Here is a 20,695-nt window from a genome sequence, read left to right on the forward strand (position 1 = left end):
CGTTTAGTTTATTTAGGTATTCATCTGGTCAACTTATTTAGTGCTTACTTAAATTAATTGAACACTTATTTCTATTTTCGGCATATTTCTATAACTATTTAGGTTTATTAATAACTTTTATATAGAACTTGTGTACCTTTTTCGCCAAATCCTTTTTCAACAAGTTTTTCATACATTTCATGCGCAAGACTTAAGCCTGGAAGTGACAGCTGCATCGCTTCAGCTTCTGTCAGCGCAATGTTTATATCTTTCAAAAAATGCTTAACATAAAATCCTGGTTCAAAATCCCCTTCTAACATCCGTGGTGCCAAATTGGACAATGACCATGAGCCCGCTGCTCCTGTTGATATAGACTTCAGCACAGTTTCAGGATCCAGTCCCGCTTTTTCAGCGTACACTAGCGCTTCGCAAACACCGATCATATTGGTTGCGATGGCAATTTGATTGCACATTTTCGCGTGCTGTCCTGAGCCTGCCAGTCCCTGATAAACAATTTGTTTTCCAAATACCGACAAAACCGGAGTTATGGCATTGAATACTTCTTCTTCGCCGCCACACATAATTGACAACGTCCCATTCTTCGCGCCAATGTCTCCCCCGGAAACGGGTGCATCGATTGCTGCCATCTGCAACGTAGCACCTGCCTTCGCAATCCGTATAGCCAGGGCCGGGCTGGAAGTCGTCATATCAATTAGAATCTGACCTGCCTTACCAGTTGAAAAAATACCACCATCTCCAAAGTAAATTTCTTCGACATCTACCGGATACCCAACCATTGTGAAGATTAATTCTGCATCCTTCACCGCCTCAGCAACTGTGTCCTCCCAAGCAGCTCCTGCTTCAATTAGAGGCCTCGCCCTTTCTTTTGTACGTGTATATATAGCCACTTCATAATTACTGTCTAAGAGGTGCTTAACAACGCTAGCGCCCATAACACCTGTCCCAATAAATGCGATCTTTTTGATTTCCATTTTAATTCCCCCTATATCAAATGAGCGGACCTACAGGATGTAGGTTGCCTTCCTTTCTTCATTCTGCAGGGGTGACTCCACTGCTGAATGAAGTTAATAGTCGTATTATCTTTTATCCTACCAAAGAATTTGTATTTTTCCATCATTCATTTCTACTTTCATAAAAAAGGAGGACGGAACCCTGTAATAGGGATCCGTCCTCAAAAGGGGGAAATGAGAATGTTGCTGTGTTCTATCTTAATTTCCCCGCTTTTCTTGTTTATTAAACATTGTTTACAAAATATTTTTCTAATTTTATCGAGCTCATCTGTAAAGCGGCTTACTTCTTCATTGACAGGCATAGCCCATTACTCCGTTACCAGTCTTTTCAGCTCTTCGTATTGATCCATAAGATTATCAAGCTTTTTACTGAACTTTATCGTATCAGCAGCAGTCAGTCCTTTTTTTATCGCTGCGTCCATCATCTTTTCGCGTAATAATTCAATTTCTTCTTCTAAATTCCACTCCAAGATAATCCCTCCATGGAATAACACATAGCTATTTTATATTATACAGGAATACTCTCATAATAAGGGAGTTAATTAGCGACATATTCCGACAACTAAAAACAGCCAGCATTAGAAAATGCTTTACGTTATACTACTTTTAAGGCACACTATTAAAGATTCTAAAAAACTAATGTACTATTGATGAAACATTACGGCGTCTCAGACGTCAAATTTAACCAAGGAGGGGTTTACGATGAAAAGCAGATGGAGTTTTATATTCGCAGCAATCGCGACCACTTTATTACTTACCGGTTGTGGTACAAGTCCCGCTAAGGACCAAGAAAGTACAAATGGATCTACTGGTGTTGTTGAAAACGTAGACAAAGGTACAGTAACTGAAGGCAAGGTACCGGATACAGAAGTTGATGACAGTCAAGGAGACATCATGAAAGATGCAAAACTGATAGAAAGCGATGAACAAAATTATGCTATTTCTGTTCTTCCTGACTATTCATTAATAAGCGAAGAACCTGGTAAGGACAGCTTAACTTCAGCAAACAATGAAGCTGTGTTTATGCGCATTGAAACGGTTGCTAAGGAAGACAGCACTTATGATTATTTAGCTGAAAATATGGTTGCTGTACTTGAAGCATCAGGAGACGGTAGCGCTCCAATTGAAGTGCTAGATGAGAAGTCAATTCCTACAGCTGAAGGCATTGAAAACGCAAAAGTTCTGGCCCTAAAAGCTGAAACTGTATCTATTACGGGAATTATTTTTGAACGCGACAATATGGTCGTTAGACTTACAATCTATGATTCTCCAGAGGAAGAATATTTTGAGCAATTCCTTCGTATGGCTGAAACGATTGTTACTAAATAATGGACGACTAAAAAGAGTCAAATGGATAACCATCCATTTGACTCTTTTAACTGTTACAAATACACGTCTGATGATTAACCATTTACTTGCATAAAACACTAGTGAGAAGGCCTTGTGTTTTATAATTTCCAATACAATAAAAAAACGCAGCACCCGTTAGACGAGTTGCTGTGTTTTACGATAAGCTTTTGACCGAGAGTCCTAATTTCCGTACTAATTCAATTGCCAGGTCTTGTTCTTCAACAGAGAGAGAGGACATTATGGATTCGATATTGTTCGCATGCTCTGGGAAGATAGATGTCATTAAATTGACACCTTCCTTGGTTATCGACATATATGTCACCCTCTTGTCTTCTTCGCAAAAGACGCGTTCCAATAATCCACGCTTTTCAAGCTTATCGACAACGTAAGTCATCGAACCACTTCGAAGTAAAATTTTCTGCCCAATCTTCTGGATTGGCTGTCTCCCCCTGTGATGAAGTAATTCAAGGACAGCGAATTCAGTCGGATTAAGCCCATGCTTTTCACTCGGTTTATGCGCTTCTTCTAAAATCACTTTGCTTGCCCTTGAAAGAACGATAAATAATTTCAGTGCCCGTTCAGTATCTTTTGTCATCATTCAGTGCCCCTTCTATACTCCGCTCATTAGTTGCCCCCATTATAACGACAAACACGTCTTCATGTCAAAGGACCAAGAAGACGTTTCGAACTATTAATTACTGCGAAAGTACTCTTTTTTTAGTTGTATCCGCTACCGGGGCATGTCCAATTGCCGCCGGAAATGTTACGATAAAGGTTGTGCCTATGTCAACTTCACTCTCAACTACAACCGTTCCACCATGATCTTCAATATTTTTCAAAACAAACGGCAGTCCAAGTCCAGATCCATCAGACTTAGTGGTGAAGAATGGCATGAAGACTTGCTTTACTTGATATTTATCCATTCCTTTTCCAGTATCTGAAACTCCTAAAATGACTTTTCCGGGAGTATCCAGATTCACAAATATTGAGAGATTCCCTCCTGGGGTCATCGCTTCAATACCATTTTTGAACAAATTTAAAAGAACTTGTTTAATTTTATCTGAATCACCAACAATCAATGAATCTTTAAGAATATTATCTTTTTGTGTAATTGTAATACCATCCATCAAAGCTTTCGGATAGACAACCTGAATCATGTCTGCCACCAGTACACCCAAAGAGAATGTCGTTTTTTCGTTCAGTCCAGGTTTGGATAGGATTAACATTTCATTTAATATAGACTCCATCCTATCTATTTCTTCATCGATAACGGAAAGATATTTCATAGTATCCACTGTAGCAGAAATCTTAAGTAATTGAACAAAACCTTTCAATGTCGTCATTGGATTTCTGATTTCATGCGCTATACTTGCCGCAAGTTCACCAATCGTTGATAATGAATTTGAATGGGCCAAACGCTTCTCCATGGCCATTTCTTCTGTTCGATTGTTCATTCTTATCAAATAGGTTCGTGTCTCGCTATCGTATAATGTGGATATTTGATAATAACTTACCTCATCCATATTTCTTACATACCTGGTTGTTATCTCAGCAAACCCATATAGGTTCACGTCCTCAAAATAATTGGTGAGTAATTCAGAATCCTCTGGAAACAATTTAACGATTGCTTCCACTGATTTACCTACAAAATAGTCTTTCGGCAGGTTAAAAAAAGATGTATGCAAATCGTTGACATCATAAATTAACCCATCTCGATCAATAACAACCATGAAGCTATCCGAATTACGAAAAGCTTGTCTATAGGTTTTACCCACGTTGTCCACACTATTTTGTGGAGCATCGAATATCGCAATTACCTGTTGGACATCGTCAAAATACTCAAGTTGCATTTTCACGACACCTACCCTATCCTGGTTCAATCGAATGTTCACATCGAATGTTTGTTTCTCGATTTTTTTTATTGAACCCGTAACATCATACCAAATGTCGGTAGTTGAACTTATGAAAAACTCGTTGATGTTTTCTTTTCCTTCATAAACGAATTCTTTGCGAAACGAGTCGTTCACATATAAAAGCGTACCATCAAGTTCAAAAACAGCACATGGTTTGATTTGATTGTCCAATAGAAAAGTGATATGTTTCAGTACCTTAACATTTTTATATTTCAAGTGTATTCCTCCACATCCCATTTTTAAACAATATGAAAAATAACACTGATTCATGCAGAAAGGTCAAGTTTATACAAAACTGCTCTTATTCAGATTATTCCATATTTCAGACATAATGGAAATAAGTCCTATTACCTATATCACAAACAGAACAACCTATAAAAACAGCTTCAAAGAAAAGGAGTTAGGTTATGAACATTGTACTTACAACATTAAATGCGAAATACATCCATACAAATTTAGCCATACGCTGTTTGAAAACATATGCAATGCCCGAGTATAGCCCAATCATCACCGAGTATACAATCAAGGATCCGACTATGAATATTGTATCAGATTTATATCAAAAAACGCCAAATGTTGTCGGCTTTAGTTTATACATTTGGAACATTGAAGAATCCATAAAAGTGATACGTATGTTAAAGAAGGTTAAGCCCGACGTCAAAATTATCGCCGGCGGACCAGAAGTAACGTACGATTATGATTATTGGCTAGAACGTGTTCCTGAAATTGATGTCATCGTAATTGGTGAAGGGGAAAGAACATTTAAACATCTCTTGGATGTGTATGCTGGGAAAGATGAACTAACAGCTGTCCAAGGAATTGCTTACCGGAATAATGATCAACTAAAAATTACAGCTCCAGGACCCAAATTGGATTTACGAGAACTTCCCTCCCCATTCCAGTTTTCAGAAGATGTCCCGGAACTCGGAAAAAGGGTTACATATATTGAAACAAGCAGAGGTTGTCCTTTTTCATGTCAATTCTGTCTGTCATCCATCGAAGTAGGCGTCCGCTACTTCAACCGAGAGGCTATAAAAGACGACATTAGGTATTTAATGGCGAATGGTGCAAAAACAATCAAGTTTGTGGATCGCACATTCAATATTAGCAGGAGCTATGCAATGGAAATGTTCCAATTTTTGATTGATGAACATATACCAGGCACCGTTTTCCAGTTTGAAATAACGGGAGACATTATGCGACCCGAAGTCATCCAATTTCTTAATGACAATGCCCCGGCAGGACTATTCAGATTTGAAATTGGCGTTCAATCCACAAACGATTTAACAAATGAATTAGTACAGCGCCGCCAGAACTTCGAAAAACTTTCCCGTACCGTATTGATGGTGAAAGAAGGCGGGAAGATTGACCAGCATTTGGATTTGATTGCAGGGCTACCTGAAGAGGATTATAATTCTTTCCGAAAAACATTCAATGAGGTTTTCGCAATGAGGCCTGAGGAGATGCAGCTAGGATTCCTTAAGTTACTGCGTGGAACTGGCTTGCGTATACAAGCCGAACAATATGGTTATCAGTTTATCGATGAAGCACCTTATGAAATATTTTCAAATAACGTATTAACGTTTGATGATATCCTGCGCATTAAACAGACCGAGGATGTTCTTGAAAAATATTGGAACGACAACCGCTTACCGCGAACGGTGGAATATCTTGTATCAGAAGTATTTGAAACGCCATTCGATTTCTTCCAACAATTCGGCTCCTATTGGGAGAATCGCGGTTGGTCTAGAATCGGACATCAGTTGGAAGACCTCTTCATACGGTTGAATGATTTTCTACTAGAAGATGGACGCGCCGATATGGATATCGCACGTAGTCTAATGAAAATCGATTATCTTGCGCATCACAAGTTCCAACCGCGTAAAGTTTGGTGGAGTGAGGATATGCCAGTTGAAGAACGCTCTGCTATTGAGCAGACACTACTTTCAAATCCTGCATTACTCGGAGAACGATTCAGTTCCTTAGGTTTAACTAATCGAAATATTCGTAAGCAAACGTTCATCACACCGATTGCTGTTCAACCCGAAGATGTGGAAATAGGCATTGTACAAAATGCTGACGGGTATCTTATCACAGTCTTTAGACATGATAATACACCCATCTTTATGTTCCTTGAACAATCTGGAAAAGCGGAAGGCGCCTTCTAGACGCGACAGGCATAAGTCGATCCAGCGACGTGGCGCTCTTTGCCACATAGCTGGATTGCTTATGACCCTAGCGGCTGGCGCCCGTAGCTAGACATGATTCTAAGTCAAAGACCGTATACTTATCTATTGAAATTAGGCTGTCCCACAATTATTATGTGGGACAGCCTTTTATTAACCAATAATAACCCGTTCTTTCGGGTAGTGATATTTCAATTTCCTTGTATTACCTCCTAATGTAAAGAGGAACGAAATAAGTCCGACCCGTCCAATGAACATCAGCAGCATAATGATCACTTTCCCAGCTACAGAAAGATCCGATGTTATTCCAAGTGACATACCACATGTTCCAAATGCGGAAGTTATTTCAAATAACAGCGCAACAACTGGCACACCCGGTTCAGTGATGAGCATAATAAGCAGTGCCGTCATGACCATCAGCAGCGCCAGTATGATGACAGCATAAGATCGGAACACATCTATCAGTTTTATTTGTCGTTTAAAGACATTAATGACTTGATTACCGCGAGCAAAGTTTATAAGAAATAGAACAGCAATCGCAAATGTCGTCGTCCGAATTCCACCGCCTACTGAACTTGGTGACGCGCCAATAAACATTAGTGAACTGATGAAAATATCTGTCGCTTCGCTAAATTCCGTCACATCATGCGTTGTTAAACCTGCCGACCTAGATGACACTGAATGAAATAAAGCTGTAAATAGCTTCTCATGCCATACCATTCCTTTGAAAGAATGCATTGATTCCAAAACAAAGATCATGATTGCACCGAAAACTAGCAGAAATCCGAACGTAGCTGTCGTTATTTTGGTGAATAACGAAAAACGGAAATGAGGTACTTTTTTCGAGAAATAGCTTTTCACTTCGATAAGAACAGGAAAACCGATGGCACCGAGTATGATTAGAATCATCGTCAACGTCTGAACGAAGTAATCATTGAAATACTGCGTGAGTGACGTTCCTGTAATATCAAAGCCTGCGTTAGTTGTTGCAGATACGGACATAAACATTCCGTTAAGGAGGGCTTCACTAAATGAATCATAAAACCGCATAATATATAGTGTAAATAGTAAACCGCCAATAATTTCAATTAAAAATATAATTTTAACGATTTCACGAATTAGATGAACAACCCCAGCGAGACTGTACTGATTATGATCGACCATGATTAGTTGTCTTTCTCGTAAACCTATTCGCTTTTTGACAAGCAGCCAAAAAAACGTACCGATTGACATGATTCCGATTCCACCAATTTGCAACACAAGCATAAGCATGCAAATACCGAAAACCGAATAGGTACTCCCAATGCTAATGGGCGTTAGTCCCGTAACGCTGACGGCACTGACAGCTGTAAACAAACTGTCAATGAAGCTTACCTTTACACCAGGTAAATAAACCCCCGGCAGATTCAACAGTAAAAACGAAAAAGCAATAGCCAAAAAATAATAAAACACAATAACTTGAGCAGGAGTGAACCTGCGTAAATTCTCGCGATTGAATTTCATCGAGTTCACCGTTCCTTTCACCACTGATAGGGTGTCGTACCTATTTTAGAGAAGTCCACTTAAAAAGGAAAGGAAGAACTTTGAACTAAATAGAAAACAGCCGTGCAATTACACGGCCGCTTCTCATATTATGCTTTCTTTCTGTTATTTCTAACCCCAACCAAATAACCACTTAGTGCAATACCAACAAGAACTATCCAAAATGTTACTTGCCATAAAGTTGAATGTGGGAAGCTTTCATCAAGGATACCTAAGCCTGGATGTGACAGTGTTAGAACAGACAATTTGACACCGACCCACCCTACAATTAGAAATGCTGCCGTTTCCAACGAGGGAAACTTTTGCAAAAGACCAACGAATTGACGTGCAGCAAAACGCATGATGACTAAGCCAATAATACCACCTAAAAGCATAACCGTGAACTGTCCGCCGTTAATGCCACCTATGTCGAAGTTACCAAGCTTCGGTAACGTTACAGCAAGCGCAACAGCCGCCAGCATGGAATCGAGTGCAAATGCGATATCCGCAAGTTCTACTTTTACAACTGTCATCCAGAAACCGGACTGTTTACGTTTTTTAGCATCCGGATGTGATTCCTCATTTTTCCGCTGATCCATAATGCTCTTAATGGAAATGAACAAAAGGTATATTGCACCAATCGCTTGAATTTGCCAAATGTTCACAAGGATTGTGATCATGAACAATGCTGCAAAACGGAAGACAAACGCTCCCAACAATCCATAAAAAAGCGCTTTCCGCTGTTGTTCACGCGGCAAATGCTTGACCATTACCGCCATGACAACAGCGTTATCTGCTGCCAGTAATCCTTCTAGTACAATGAGTACAACGAGTACCCATGCATATTCCAATAATATTGCTTCCAAATCGATTCCCCCTATTTTTGCAAAACAAAAGAGACCCTCACCTAATAAAAGGCAAAGGTCTCGCTAAGTCGGAATTAGTGTATTGCAAAATTCCAGCTATCATAACCGATGGCAAAAGCCATGTATTGACGACTATGAAATAGGTTTCCCTATAGCTACTCCCCCTTGACATAAAGTCAAAAGTTATTAAGTTCGGGTTCTTTTGTTTGATTATACCATAGTTGACCAAAAAGTAAATGTGGAACTACCCAATTTTAATATGATAGTCACTATTTTTTTTATTTTCTTCATAAAAAGCGGTCATGGATGGAATCGACGCCAAAAAATCAGCACATTGAATGCCGCTTCCTTTCAGTAGCACTTCCGCAACTGTCGTATCGAATGTGGCATCCCACATCATGTAAGCCAATGTCTCCGCCTCAACACCCAATTTGCGCTGCAATCGAATCGAAGCAAGGCCTTTTTCAGCAAGGAGCCGTGGCAATCTGCCTTTAGGCTTTTTCCCTGTCAATTCTACGACCATTGCGCTGTAAATTTCTTCAATCGGGTGCGGTGAAGGATCCGTTAAGTGGACTGTTTTACCAGCAGCCTCTTCATGATTGGATAAATACACGGAAGCTGCGATTATATAGTCAACCGGTACAACATTTATGCATGCCTTTGTTTTCCCCACATAAGGAATAATTGGCATCCATCGCAATTTGTCAATCATATTCATAAAAAAGTATGGACCGTCAAACTTAATCGTTTCTCCCGTTTTGGAGTGACCACGTACAATCCCAGGGCGGATAATTGTCACAGCGCCATCCTTCTTCAGTTCTTCTACAAGTAGTTCCGCTTCAAATTTGGTTTCTTCATAATGATTTTTGAAAGAAGACGGACGAATCAGCTCAGTTTCAAGCAACTTACCTTCCCGTTTCCCTGCAACATACGCTGTACTAAAATACATAAAGCGTTCGATAGAAGGATGATTCCGGACGAATTCAATCACTTGTCTCGTCCCTTCAACATTTACTTGCCAAGCAATTTCAGCCTTGACCGCGAGATCATATATGGCCGCGAGATGCCACACAGTTAGCCTTTTCTCATGTAAATCACTACTAATATTCTGCGCTATCCCAAGCCCTGGTTGCGTTATATCCCCGATCAGAATTTCAAACGGGAATGCCACATTCATCTCTTTCATAATTGATGTGGCTTTTTCCTTTGCAAGATCAGCTTGACTGGATTGAACTACTACGTATACCTTTTCCATGTCTCCAGCACGTACCAATTCTTTTATCAATTGCGTAGCTATGAATCCTGGAAAGCCGGTAAAAAAATGAGTCCGCATATAATCCCCCCTTATTTTAGTAGTATAGCATTGGACTTAATCAGTTGAAAGAATATTTCGTTTACTATTCAATACGTAACACAGTGCCAGTTCATGACACCGGATTCAATGTGAAAAGAACCTCCCAAGAAAGGGAGGCTCTACGGTTATTTAGTTTCGACTGCACGTTTTCTCGTTTGTCGATCAAATAAACTATAAATGATTGGGACAATATACAGCGTTAACAAGGTCGAACTAAGTAATCCACCGATAACTGCAATTCCCATCGGCTGATTCATCTCTGTACCCTCGCCAATACCCAGCGCAAGAGGTAGCAAGCCAAGAATAGTCGTCAGTGCCGTCATAAGGATTGGACGTAACCGATCCCTCGTCGAAGCAATAATGGCGTCATAAGAGCTGAGCCCCGCTTCTTTTCGTTGATTAATGTAGTCAACTAGGACAATCCCGTTGTTGACCACAATCCCAACAAGGACGAGAATCCCGATTATCGCTGTAACACTGATTGGCGTACTCGTCAGGAAGAGACCTAGCGCTACCCCGATAATCATAAGCGGTACAGAGAACATAATAACGAATGGATATTTAAACGATTCGAACTGCGCAGCCATGACAATGTAAACAAGCACAACAGCTAGCAATATCGCCATGATCATGTCATCGATTGCACTTTCAAAAAGCTCCCGATCACCGCCAAATGTAAGTTCAACTTCCTCCGGTAACTTAAGCCCGTCAATCGTATCATTCACTTTAGCCGTCATATCACCAAGTGACAGGGACGATTCATATTTCAAATTAAATGTAACCGAGTGTGCTTGATCGACTCGTTGGATAGAAACGGGCCCTTCCGCAATTTCGATTTTAGCAACTTCTCCGAGTGTCACAAATGTACCAGCCGGGGTACGGAGTTCCAATCTTTTCAACTGATCCATACTGTTACGGAATTTCTTATCGTATTTCACATAGACAGCGAACACCTCGTCGTTTTTCCCAATAATCTGCGTGGCCAACGACCCCCGTGTAACGCTGTTTACTGTCTGTGCAATTTGATAAGGCGTCAATCCTTTGTCAGATGCTTTTTGGCGGTCCACTTCAATTTGGATCTCTTGAACAGTATTTTGAAGATTATTTGTCACTTCTGTTACAGAATCAAGTTCGACCAGTTCACTGTTCAATTTCGTGACCGCTTCATTCAGGCGTGCTTCATCAGTATCTTTCAATGAGAACGTCAACGTATTCGGACTTGAACCTGCTGCTGTCTGCATAACAAAACCAATTTCCGCAGCGTCGCCGACAGTTTTCAATACTTCGGGTTGGACGTCATCTACGAATTTAAAAATCGAACGTTCCCTATCTGCGAGTGGTACTAGTTTAACGGATATTTCTGCAATATTTGATTTAGAAGTTCCTTGCGCGATATCCTGTTGCGTTCCACCAATAAGGCTAACGTATACTTCCACATCATGCTCAGCTTTCAATTTCGATTCAATTCGTTTTACTACTTCATCTGTCGCAGCTGAAGATGAACCATTCGGTAACTTCACCGTAATGCTGACAAACCCTTCGTCTGTCGCTGGCAAAAATTCTGTCCCGACCTTGGTTAAAGCAAAACTGCTTAACACCAGCACAATTAGTGTAGCTAACAGGACGACAGAACGATGTTTCAGTGCCCATTTCACCGATCTTTCAAAGTTATTCAACCCTTTTGAACGGCGTCTTCGCGCTGCTACATTTTTCGTCGGTTTCTTTAGCATACGGCTCGCCAACATGGGTACAACCGTCAGAGCAACGACTAGAGAGGCAAATAAGCTAAAGGAAATCGTCAAAGCAAATTCTGTGAAAATCTGTCCGATTAGTCCGCTGATGAAAATAACTGGGACAAAAACGGCTAGCGTTGTTAACGTTGACGCAATGATGGCACCACCAATTTCCTTTGAACCATCAGAGGCCGCAACTTGCGGATCCTTGCCCATAGCAAGATGACGTTCGATATTCTCAATAACAACAATCGAGTTATCGACTAGCATTCCAATACCAAGCGCAAGTGCACCTAGAGTCATAATATTAAGTGAGAAATCAGCAAAATACATAAGGACGAATGTCACGATTACCGAATATGGAATGGCAATACCAATAATAATTGGGCTTTTTATGCCACGCAGGAAGAAGAACAACACAAGCATGGCGAAAATACCGCCTAAAATAAGCGACTGACCAATATTTCCTATGGCAAGTTTTACGTAATCCCCTTGGTCAAATAAAATATCTGACGCTACACCTTTGAATTCTTCTTTTTCCAACAGGTTGTCAAGAGCCTCTTTGAAGGCGGTCGAGACATCCGCTGTATTTGCACCAGATTCTTGCAATACAGACATCAGAACAGCCTGCTGGTCATTTGCACGTGTTTCTGTGGCGGACTCCGCCTCTACAAGTGCCACATCCGCCACATCAGCGATTGTTACTGCAACACCATTCAAAGGATTCACACCAACCGTGATACTGCGAATATCTGATATGGTCGTCAATGTACTGATAATACGGGTTGTAAGTTGCTTGCCTGCTGTCGTTTTAATTGGTTCACCAGGCATAGACACATTATTTGCTTGAATCATTTTAACGATATCAGCTTGTTCAAGGCCATTCGCTACAAGTTTTTTCTGATCCACAATGATTTGCACTTCTTCTATCAATTGACCCGAAACGGAAACACTTGCTACACCTTTCGTCCGGCGTAATTCAGTTTCCAGCTGATCCGCAATTTTCCGGATATCTGTATCTTCCGATGTTGCACGCAGTGACAATTGAATAACTGGGAACTGCGATGGATCAAATTTCATAAAACGCGGTTTAGTCGCACCTTCCGGGATTGGAACCTGATCGACCCTTTGCATAATATCGAGCTGGACCTCATCGATTTTCGTTGACCAGTCAAACATAAGTAAGATGAAATTGGCGCCTTCTTGCGAGGTGGATTGCATCGATTTCAATCCAGGCGCAGTAGAAAGACTCGCTTCAAGTGGTTTTGTTAGTTTCTCGCTCACTTCAGCGGGAGATGCACCTGGATAACTTGTCACAACGACAGCAATCGGCGGGTTCAATTCTGGAATAAGCGTCACCGGAATACGAAAGAATGATACTGCCCCTAAAATGATGATAAGAAACATTATGACAATCGTAAATACAGGCCTTTTTATAGAAAAGTCACTAATTTTCATATACACGTTCCTTTCTTATTTGGAAAAGCGGAAGGCGCCGTCTAGCCCCGAGTGGTTGGTGCCTGGAGTCTAGACAACGACCCAAGTAGAAAAAACTTATAATTTCTTATCTTTCCAAAAGCTTCATTCCATTAATCATAATGAAAGATGGAGGCGACTACAAATAAGAACGTCTACTAGCTAAGAAAACCCGACAGGACGGATGAACCGTCTTGTCGGGTTTGAGAATCATAATAGGCTATATAACTCGATTTCCGGATACTTATCATGGAACCAACGCATCGCAAAATCGTTTTCAAATAGGAATACACGTTTGTCGTGACGATCTTTAACAAGCATTGCACGTTGCCCTGCCATTGATTCATTGACGTCGCTTTCGTTAACAATCCAGCGTGCAACTTTCGAACCGACATGCTCCATGCGCACTTCAACGTTATACTCATTCTTCATTCGGTGCTCAAATACCTCAAATTGAAGTTGACCAACTGCACCTAAAAGTACTTCCTCAGTATGGAGCGTTCGGTAATACTGAATCGCTCCCTCTTGCACAAGCTGAAGAATTCCTTTATGGAAATGCTTAGATTTCATAACGTTTTTCGCTGTCACCCGAACAAAGAGCTCCGGTGTAAACTGTGGCAGCGCATCGAATAGGAAGTTCGATTTACCGCCGATTACAGTATCCCCGATTTGGTAGTTACCTGTATCGTGAAGACCGATAATATCACCAGCAACAGCCTCTTCCACTATTTCACGATCATCCGCAAGAAACTGCGTTGTCTGTGTCAGTTTAAATGTCCTTGAAATACGCGGGACAGTTACAGTCATCCCGCGTTCGAACTTACCAGAGACAATACGGACGAATGCAATACGGTCACGGTGCATTGGGTTCATATTTGCTTGAATTTTAAAGATAAATCCTGAAAACTCTTCCGAATAAGGATCGATTTCTGTTTTATCTTTTGTTATTCGTGGTTGTGGTGGTGGTGAAAACTGTAAAAACGTTTCCAAGAACGTCTGAACACCAAAGTTCGTCAACGCACTGCCGAAAAATACAGGCGTCAGTTCGCCAATTGCTATTTTCTCTTCATCAAAATCATTGCCTGCTTCGTTAAGAAGTAGAACGTCCTCGAGCGCTTGCTTATAATAGGATGTTTCCATCATCGGATGTGGTTCTGCAAGCCCTCCGTCTTCGTTTATCGCAAGAAAACGTTTATCATCGTCGACCCGTACCTGTTCAACACGGTGATTAAAACGATCGTAAATGCCTAGGAATTCCTTACCCATCCCAATCGGCCAGTTCATCGCGTAAGACTGGATGCCAAGTACTTCTTCCAACTCTTCCATCAATTCGAGTGGTTCTTTACCTTGACGGTCCATTTTATTAATGAACGTGAAGATTGGAATCCCACGCATACGGCATACTTTGAATAATTTAATCGTTTGTGGCTCAATTCCTTTTGCTGAGTCGACCATCATGACAGCCGCATCGACAGCCATAAGTGTACGGTATGTGTCTTCACTGAAATCTTCGTGTCCGGGTGTATCTAGGATGTTAACACGCTTACCATCGTAATCGAATTGCATAACGGATGATGTTACCGAAATTCCACGTTGCTTCTCAATTTCCATCCAGTCAGAAGTTGCGAATTTTCCTGATTTCTTCCCTTTTACTGTTCCGGCATCGCGGATTGCACCGCCGAAATAGAGTAGTTTTTCTGTGATTGTTGTTTTCCCGGCATCCGGGTGAGAAATAATTGCAAACGTCCGGCGGGATGCAATTTCTTCATGTATTGGTTTTTCCATTATATATTGTCTCCTTCTGTTCTGCTTTTCTTAGCATAGACACTATGGGTGAGGATTTCAACAGTTTTTCATCAGAATTTAGTAACTATATATGTTGAATTAAAGAATACCCTTAAAGCTGCTCCGGCGCTTAGGGGAAGACTTTCGCCATAAGCTACCCCTGTAAGGCGCCTTCGCCCAATATACATAGGTTATAGCATTCCCAATGGCTATGGAGCAAAACTGTGTTGCGGGAGGACATAAATCGGGGTTTATTCAAGGTAATACGGATAGACACCGGTTGGCATTTTCATCATACAAAAAGGAACCCCCTCAACCATTTCCAGTTGAAAGTAGGTTCCTTCTATTGCACACCCGATTTTAAGCATTCTCTCCCACCTCTACAGAAAACTTTGTTTTCTAAATCCTCCTAGTAATGGATCACTTAACACTCTAAACTCAAAATCAAGATGCATGTCTGCCATCCAATTCAAATCAATCCTACGTAGCTTAAACATTGCTCGATTATCGTCCGGGAAAAAAAGTTCTATCTGACATCTGCAATCAAATTGCTGGTCGACATTTTTTATTTTACCAGCTGTTACTCCATCTACTTGTAAATTCAGCCTCAACTTATCAAATAAAATGGCAATTGCTAAATCATGGCTATCATTGCACCATTCTATTTCCTCTTTCGTTAAACAAAAGGATTGACACCAATACGAATAGCTAGCTGTACCATATTGACTAAAAAAGTTAAAATCGCCACGATTAAAATGGAATGTACTTTGCGCCCTTAAAGCTTTATCAATATCTTTATTGGTGAAAATAATGTAATCCTCACCCGAGTTGGAAATCAAAGACTTCGGCATGGAGTAAAATGCCAAATTTAATACAAAGCGTTCCACAAATCCGACAACTCCTTAATTAGTTTTTTAATAGGATTTAAACCCAAAGAATTAAATAGATTTCAGGTGAAATACACCATGTTTCCGAAAAGGGTTTAGTGGGTATGACTTATTTGGGTAGACAATCATAATATGTTTTCAACAACAGTGAAACGACCTTTCTTTAGAAAAGTAGTAGCACCTTGTCTTGGATAAAGAATGAAGAAGGGTGAAGTATAATAAATAAAGAGCCGTCCCACAACAGGACGACTCTCTTTCCAATTATCTTTCAACTAACCCTGTACCAAATTTCTTTTCCGCCTCTTCCAACGCAATTTCTGCGTCCGAATGCGGATATTTCACAGAGCCGATAATTTGATAATCTTCATGGCCTTTCCCTGCAAATATGATGATGTCATCAGGATTTGCAACCGCTATCGCATGGCGCACTGCTTCCGTCCGATCACCTATACATGCATACTGATCATGCTTCATACCCGCTTCCAATTCTGAAAGTATGGATTCATACGGCTCGTCTCGCGGATCGTCCGTCGTTAAGATTACATAATCTGCGACGGATGCTTTATCTGCCATAATCGGACGTTTTATCCGATCACGGTTGCCGCCGGTTCCAATTACGAAGATTAGACGACTTTCTTTCTTCTTATAAGGTAGGACTGCATCAATCGCTTTTTCAATGGCATCAGGTGAATGTGCATAATCGACATACATTGTAATCGGCAATTCTGTCGGTACTTGTTCCATTCGTCCTTTGACGGCTGAAATCTTCCCTAAATAGTTAATGACATCTTCAGTCATCATTCCTTTTGCATACAAAGTAGCGATGACCGCGAGCGCATTATAGACACTGAATTCACCAATGAGGCTCATGTCAACCCGGAATTCACCATCGGGCGCAGTAAGCCTGAATGTCGTACCATTTGCCCGTAACTCAATCTCTGATCCACGAAAGACTGCTTTATTTCGGATGCCGTATGTGAAAACTGGATAAGACGTCATTTCCAACAACTTATTGCTCCACTCATCATCTGCATTGACGATAGCAAACTTACGCTTCTCTAAGTCTTGTCCAAGCTGTGAGAACAACAGTCCTTTAGCTTGTCCATAATTGTCCATCGTGCCATGGAAATCGAGATGATCATGCGTTAGATTTGTAAAAACAGCGATATCGAATTCGGTACCAGCTAGACGACCTTCCACTAGTCCATGTGAAGATACCTCCATCGTCATCGTTGTACATCCTTCTTCCACCGCTCGAGCAATCATCCCTTGTGTTGTCAATACATCAGCCGTCGTGTTCTCAGTCCCATAAAGAGTTCCATCCAAATCGAAGCCGATTGTTCCGGTAACGGCAGATTTCTCACCCGCTCGCTGAAGAATCGCTTGGATGATGCCACTTACACTTGTCTTGCCGTTCGTGCCCGTCACACCAATCATTGTCATCCGTTTCGATGGATAATCGTAAAAACGGGACGCCAACAAACTGATGGCCCGTGCCGTATTTTCAACCATAACGACCGCGACTTTATCCAAATCGACATCGACTGGCTTCGATGCAACGATAACCCTCGCTCCATTTTCCACTGCTTTTCCAACGTAATTATGACCATCCACCGTAAATCCTTCGATACATACGAAAATTCCTCCCGCATTCACCGCGCGTGAATCAATCGCGATATCCGTCACAGTTGGAGGGACGACCCCAATTACCTGTTTAACTGGCAACATTGAAAGCAACTTTTCTGTTTTCATTATAACCCTCCGTTCAGTCCATCATTGCTGAAGTTACGTATGCGTGAAGCAACTGCGCTGATGCTTTTAGCGAATCGATATGTGTCCGTTCCAATGCATGTGATGATTCGATGCCTGGACCAAATAAAGCATGTTTCACGTCAAAGCCCGCTCGGATTGCGGCAGATGCGTCTGAACCGTAAAACGGGTAAATATCAAGTTTAAACGGAATGTTACCTTCTTTGCAAAGGCCCGTCAAATGTTGTGTCAATGCATAATGGTATGGCCCGCTTGAATCTTTCGCACATATCGACACTGTATATTCATCCGAGGTTTGTCCATCACCAATTGCTCCCATATCGACCGCGATATACTCAACAGTCTCTTCTGGAATATTAGAGTTACCCCCATACCCGATTTCTTCATTGTTAGAAATATAGAAATGCGTCGTATGTGGAAGTCTAACCTCTTCCTCTTTCAATGAACGAATTAATCCAAGCAAGAGTGCCGTACTCGCTTTATCGTCAAGATGACGAGACTTAATGAAACCGCTGTCCGTCGCTTCAAAACGCGGATCAAATGATACAAAATCGCCCACTTCAATACCTAGTGCATGTGTTCCCGCTACATCGGTTACTTTCTCGTCAATACGCACTTCGATATTTTCCGCGCTTCGTTCTGCGGTTCCAGCGTTTTTATAAACATGAACCGTAGTCTGATGCATTAGGATTGTTCCACGTAATTCTTTCCCTGACGCTGTATGAATAAGACAGTATTCCCCTTCAACCGCATTCCAATTAAAGCCGCCAATCATCGTCAACTTCAGGCGACCGTTACTTTTAACTTCTTTCACCATCGCGCCAAGTGTGTCCGTATGTGCTGTAAGCAGACGATGGCGCGTTGAATCCGCTCCCTCAAGCGTTGCAATGATGGCTCCTTTGTTTGTTTTCTTATGCGTCACGCCGATTTCATCGAGTTCCTTCGCTATCAGCTGCATCACTTTCTCCGTATAACCTGATGGACTTGGTGTTTCAACAAGCCTTTTAAGTAGTTCAACAATACGTTTTTCATCAAATTTTGTTGTCATCTCTATTACCCCTCTCCCTCGTCGAAATATGTCGTTTTATACCTACCCGGAATCATGTATGATAAGTATAATGAGAATTCAATGAGGTGCCTTATGAAAAATTCGACAGTCGTCCATTCTCGTAACATGTTCATTATACTTTTTTTTACCACTAGCGTCATCGTACATCTTTTCACTTCACTTTTTTTAGGTTTTTATAGCGCAATGATTTCAGCCCTTATCGGATTGTTCATCATTACCGTGCTGCTTGTCCTTTATAAATCAGGGATGAATTCTTTTACTTTTCGAATCCCCCTAATAATTGGGTACATTATATATCTATTTATTGCAAACTTAGTAAATCCTGATTTACTACACTTATTTTATCTTATCTTCCCTGTCGCCTTAGTGGCAATCTACAATATCACCTGGTTAAACATACTGATTATGGTCATGACGGGTATAGAAGTGTTTGTTTTATTCTACTTATTCAGTCCTATTTATAGATCTGTGGATGAAGCTCAATTACTCCCCAATATAGCTTTCATTTTTAGCTTGGCAGTGGTCCTTTGCCTACTGTATACGTTCAGAATCACACCTGAATGGAACAATATCTTTAAGGAAAACAAGAAATTGGATGTTTTACTTACATCTAGAGAAAGCTATCTCGACCTTTTTATTGAGCATTCAGAAGACGCAATTGTCATGTTCGACCTAGACCAGAACATTGCCGCTATCAATCCTGCGTTTGAAAAAATGTATGGCTGGAAGCGTGAGGAATGCATTGGGCGTTCGCCGCGACTATTCCCTTTATCCGAAGTTGCAATGACATCCGAAAGGACCCAGAATCTATTGGATGGAAAAAGCTATCATTTCCTGCGGACGAAAGAAATGAGGAAAGATGGTACTATATTTGATGCTGAACTGACATTAGCGCCCATCTATGATGTCGAGAAGAAATTGGTCGCCACGTCCTTCATTGCACGCGACATCACACTTAAAATACAAGCCGAACAACTTAAAATCGAAACAGAAAAAATAAAAGCAATTGGCGAGATTGCAGCAAGTGTCGCCCATGAAGTACGCAACCCGATGACGTCAATTTCTGGATTCGTACAGATAATGAACAACGATCCCGCTAATCCATATCGTGCTTACACCGAAATTATGTATAGCGAAATAAACCGTGTGGATTTGATAGTCAGCGAGTTTCTCGTCCTATCCAAACCGAATTTAAAAAATTGCACTGAGTTCAATATAGAAAAGTCAATTCTAGATGTAGTATCGATATTCGAAACGGAATTTATAAATCGATCTATTTTTTGCGATGTTCTGATTCCAAAGAATGATGCAATCATTAAGGGTAATGAAGATGGTATGAAACAAGTTTTCATTAACATTCTCAAAAACTCGTATGAAGCGCTTGTGAAAAGCGGCACAATCACTATTGTTGTCACATTTCAAGACGAAACGGTTTCCATCGTCATTGGCGATGACGGTCCTGGAATGGATCCTGAAACAATTGAAAATCTATTTGAACCATTTTACACGACGAAAACGGAAGGTACGGGCCTCGGGATGCTCATTACCAAAAAAATCATCGTCGATCAAGGCGGTACAATAACCGTGAACAGCAAAATAAATCATGGAACCGAAACAACGATTATACTTCCACTATATAAATGAGAACAAAAGCGCAAGCGCCTGTTCAGCCCCGACTAGCGCTGGAAGGCTTGTAGATAAAGGCGCTCTTTGCCTTTACCTACAAGACCGAAGCGACTCTAGGGGCTAGGCGCTGAAGTCTAGACGTAAAATCT

The 20,695-nt window shown here is 41.0% G+C and carries 15 protein-coding genes; 3 read left to right on the plus strand and 12 right to left on the minus strand.

Annotated features, from left to right (window positions below; all coding sequences use genetic code 11):
- Positions 1–107: 107 nt before the first annotated feature.
- Together I2483_RS07165 and I2483_RS07170 are read right to left on the minus strand one after the other, a co-directional pair.
- Positions 108–971, minus strand: a complete 864-nt coding sequence (locus tag I2483_RS07165; protein WP_207174851.1) for an NAD(P)-dependent oxidoreductase — start codon at positions 969–971, stop codon at positions 108–110.
- Positions 972–1,318: 347 nt separating this feature from the next.
- Positions 1,319–1,480: an aspartyl-phosphate phosphatase Spo0E family protein gene (locus I2483_RS07170; RefSeq protein ID WP_207174853.1), complete on the minus strand. Its 162-nt coding sequence runs from the start codon at positions 1,478–1,480 to the stop codon at positions 1,319–1,321.
- 232 nt (positions 1,481–1,712) lie between these two features.
- Here I2483_RS07170 and I2483_RS07175 point away from each other — a divergent pair, with 232 nt between their 5' ends.
- A complete protein-coding gene (locus I2483_RS07175) occupies positions 1,713–2,339 on the plus strand; it encodes a hypothetical protein (protein WP_207174855.1) in 627 nt (208 codons plus the stop codon).
- A 175-nt stretch (positions 2,340–2,514) separates the two neighbouring features.
- Here I2483_RS07175 and I2483_RS07180 read toward each other — a convergent pair whose 3' ends face one another.
- On the minus strand, positions 2,515–2,958 hold the full coding sequence (locus I2483_RS07180; protein ID WP_207174857.1) for a MarR family winged helix-turn-helix transcriptional regulator: 444 nt from the start codon (positions 2,956–2,958) through the stop codon (positions 2,515–2,517).
- A 97-nt stretch (positions 2,959–3,055) separates the two neighbouring features.
- Entirely contained in the window at positions 3,056–4,489 is a 1,434-nt protein-coding gene (locus I2483_RS07185; RefSeq protein ID WP_207174859.1) for an ATP-binding protein, read from the minus strand.
- A gap of 191 nt (positions 4,490–4,680) precedes the next feature.
- Between I2483_RS07185 and I2483_RS07190 the strand changes: the two genes are divergently transcribed.
- Positions 4,681–6,441 carry a B12-binding domain-containing radical SAM protein gene (locus I2483_RS07190; RefSeq protein WP_207174861.1) on the plus strand — a complete coding sequence of 587 codons (1,761 nt, stop codon included), beginning with the start codon at positions 4,681–4,683 and terminating at the stop codon, positions 6,439–6,441.
- 171 nt (positions 6,442–6,612) lie between these two features.
- Here the strand turns inward: I2483_RS07190 and I2483_RS07195 are convergent, their stop codons facing one another.
- From I2483_RS07195 to I2483_RS07230, 8 genes are all read right to left on the minus strand, one after another.
- On the minus strand, positions 6,613–7,962 hold the full coding sequence (locus tag I2483_RS07195) for a TrkH family potassium uptake protein (RefSeq protein WP_186669652.1): 1,350 nt from the start codon (positions 7,960–7,962) through the stop codon (positions 6,613–6,615).
- Between the two features lie 128 nt (positions 7,963–8,090).
- Positions 8,091–8,846, minus strand: coding sequence for a TerC family protein (locus I2483_RS07200; protein WP_207174863.1), 756 nt, complete (start codon positions 8,844–8,846; stop codon positions 8,091–8,093).
- Between the two features lie 244 nt (positions 8,847–9,090).
- Positions 9,091–10,179: an SDR family oxidoreductase gene (locus I2483_RS07205; protein ID WP_207174865.1), complete on the minus strand. Its 1,089-nt coding sequence runs from the start codon at positions 10,177–10,179 to the stop codon at positions 9,091–9,093.
- A 146-nt stretch (positions 10,180–10,325) separates the two neighbouring features.
- Complete coding sequence (locus I2483_RS07210) at positions 10,326–13,391, minus strand: efflux RND transporter permease subunit (protein ID WP_207174867.1); 3,066 nt, start codon at positions 13,389–13,391, stop codon at positions 10,326–10,328.
- Between the two features lie 228 nt (positions 13,392–13,619).
- A complete protein-coding gene (locus I2483_RS07215; protein ID WP_186669367.1) occupies positions 13,620–15,194 on the minus strand; it encodes a peptide chain release factor 3 in 1,575 nt (524 codons plus the stop codon).
- Positions 15,195–15,574: 380 nt separating this feature from the next.
- On the minus strand, positions 15,575–16,081 hold the full coding sequence (locus I2483_RS07220; RefSeq protein WP_207174869.1) for a hypothetical protein: 507 nt from the start codon (positions 16,079–16,081) through the stop codon (positions 15,575–15,577).
- A 261-nt stretch (positions 16,082–16,342) separates the two neighbouring features.
- Complete coding sequence (locus I2483_RS07225; protein WP_207174871.1) at positions 16,343–17,833, minus strand: UDP-N-acetylmuramoyl-L-alanyl-D-glutamate--2,6-diaminopimelate ligase; 1,491 nt, start codon at positions 17,831–17,833, stop codon at positions 16,343–16,345.
- A 13-nt stretch (positions 17,834–17,846) separates the two neighbouring features.
- Positions 17,847–18,899, minus strand: coding sequence for a M42 family metallopeptidase (locus tag I2483_RS07230; protein ID WP_207174873.1), 1,053 nt, complete (start codon positions 18,897–18,899; stop codon positions 17,847–17,849).
- Between the two features lie 93 nt (positions 18,900–18,992).
- Between I2483_RS07230 and I2483_RS07235 the strand changes: the two genes are divergently transcribed.
- On the plus strand, positions 18,993–20,564 hold the full coding sequence (locus I2483_RS07235) for a two-component system sensor histidine kinase NtrB (RefSeq protein ID WP_207174875.1): 1,572 nt from the start codon (positions 18,993–18,995) through the stop codon (positions 20,562–20,564).
- The last annotated feature ends 131 nt before the right edge of the window (positions 20,565–20,695 follow it).

This window comes from Sporosarcina sp. E16_3 (genome assembly GCF_017347125.1).
Classification (GTDB): Bacteria; Bacillota; Bacilli; order Bacillales_A; family Planococcaceae; genus Sporosarcina.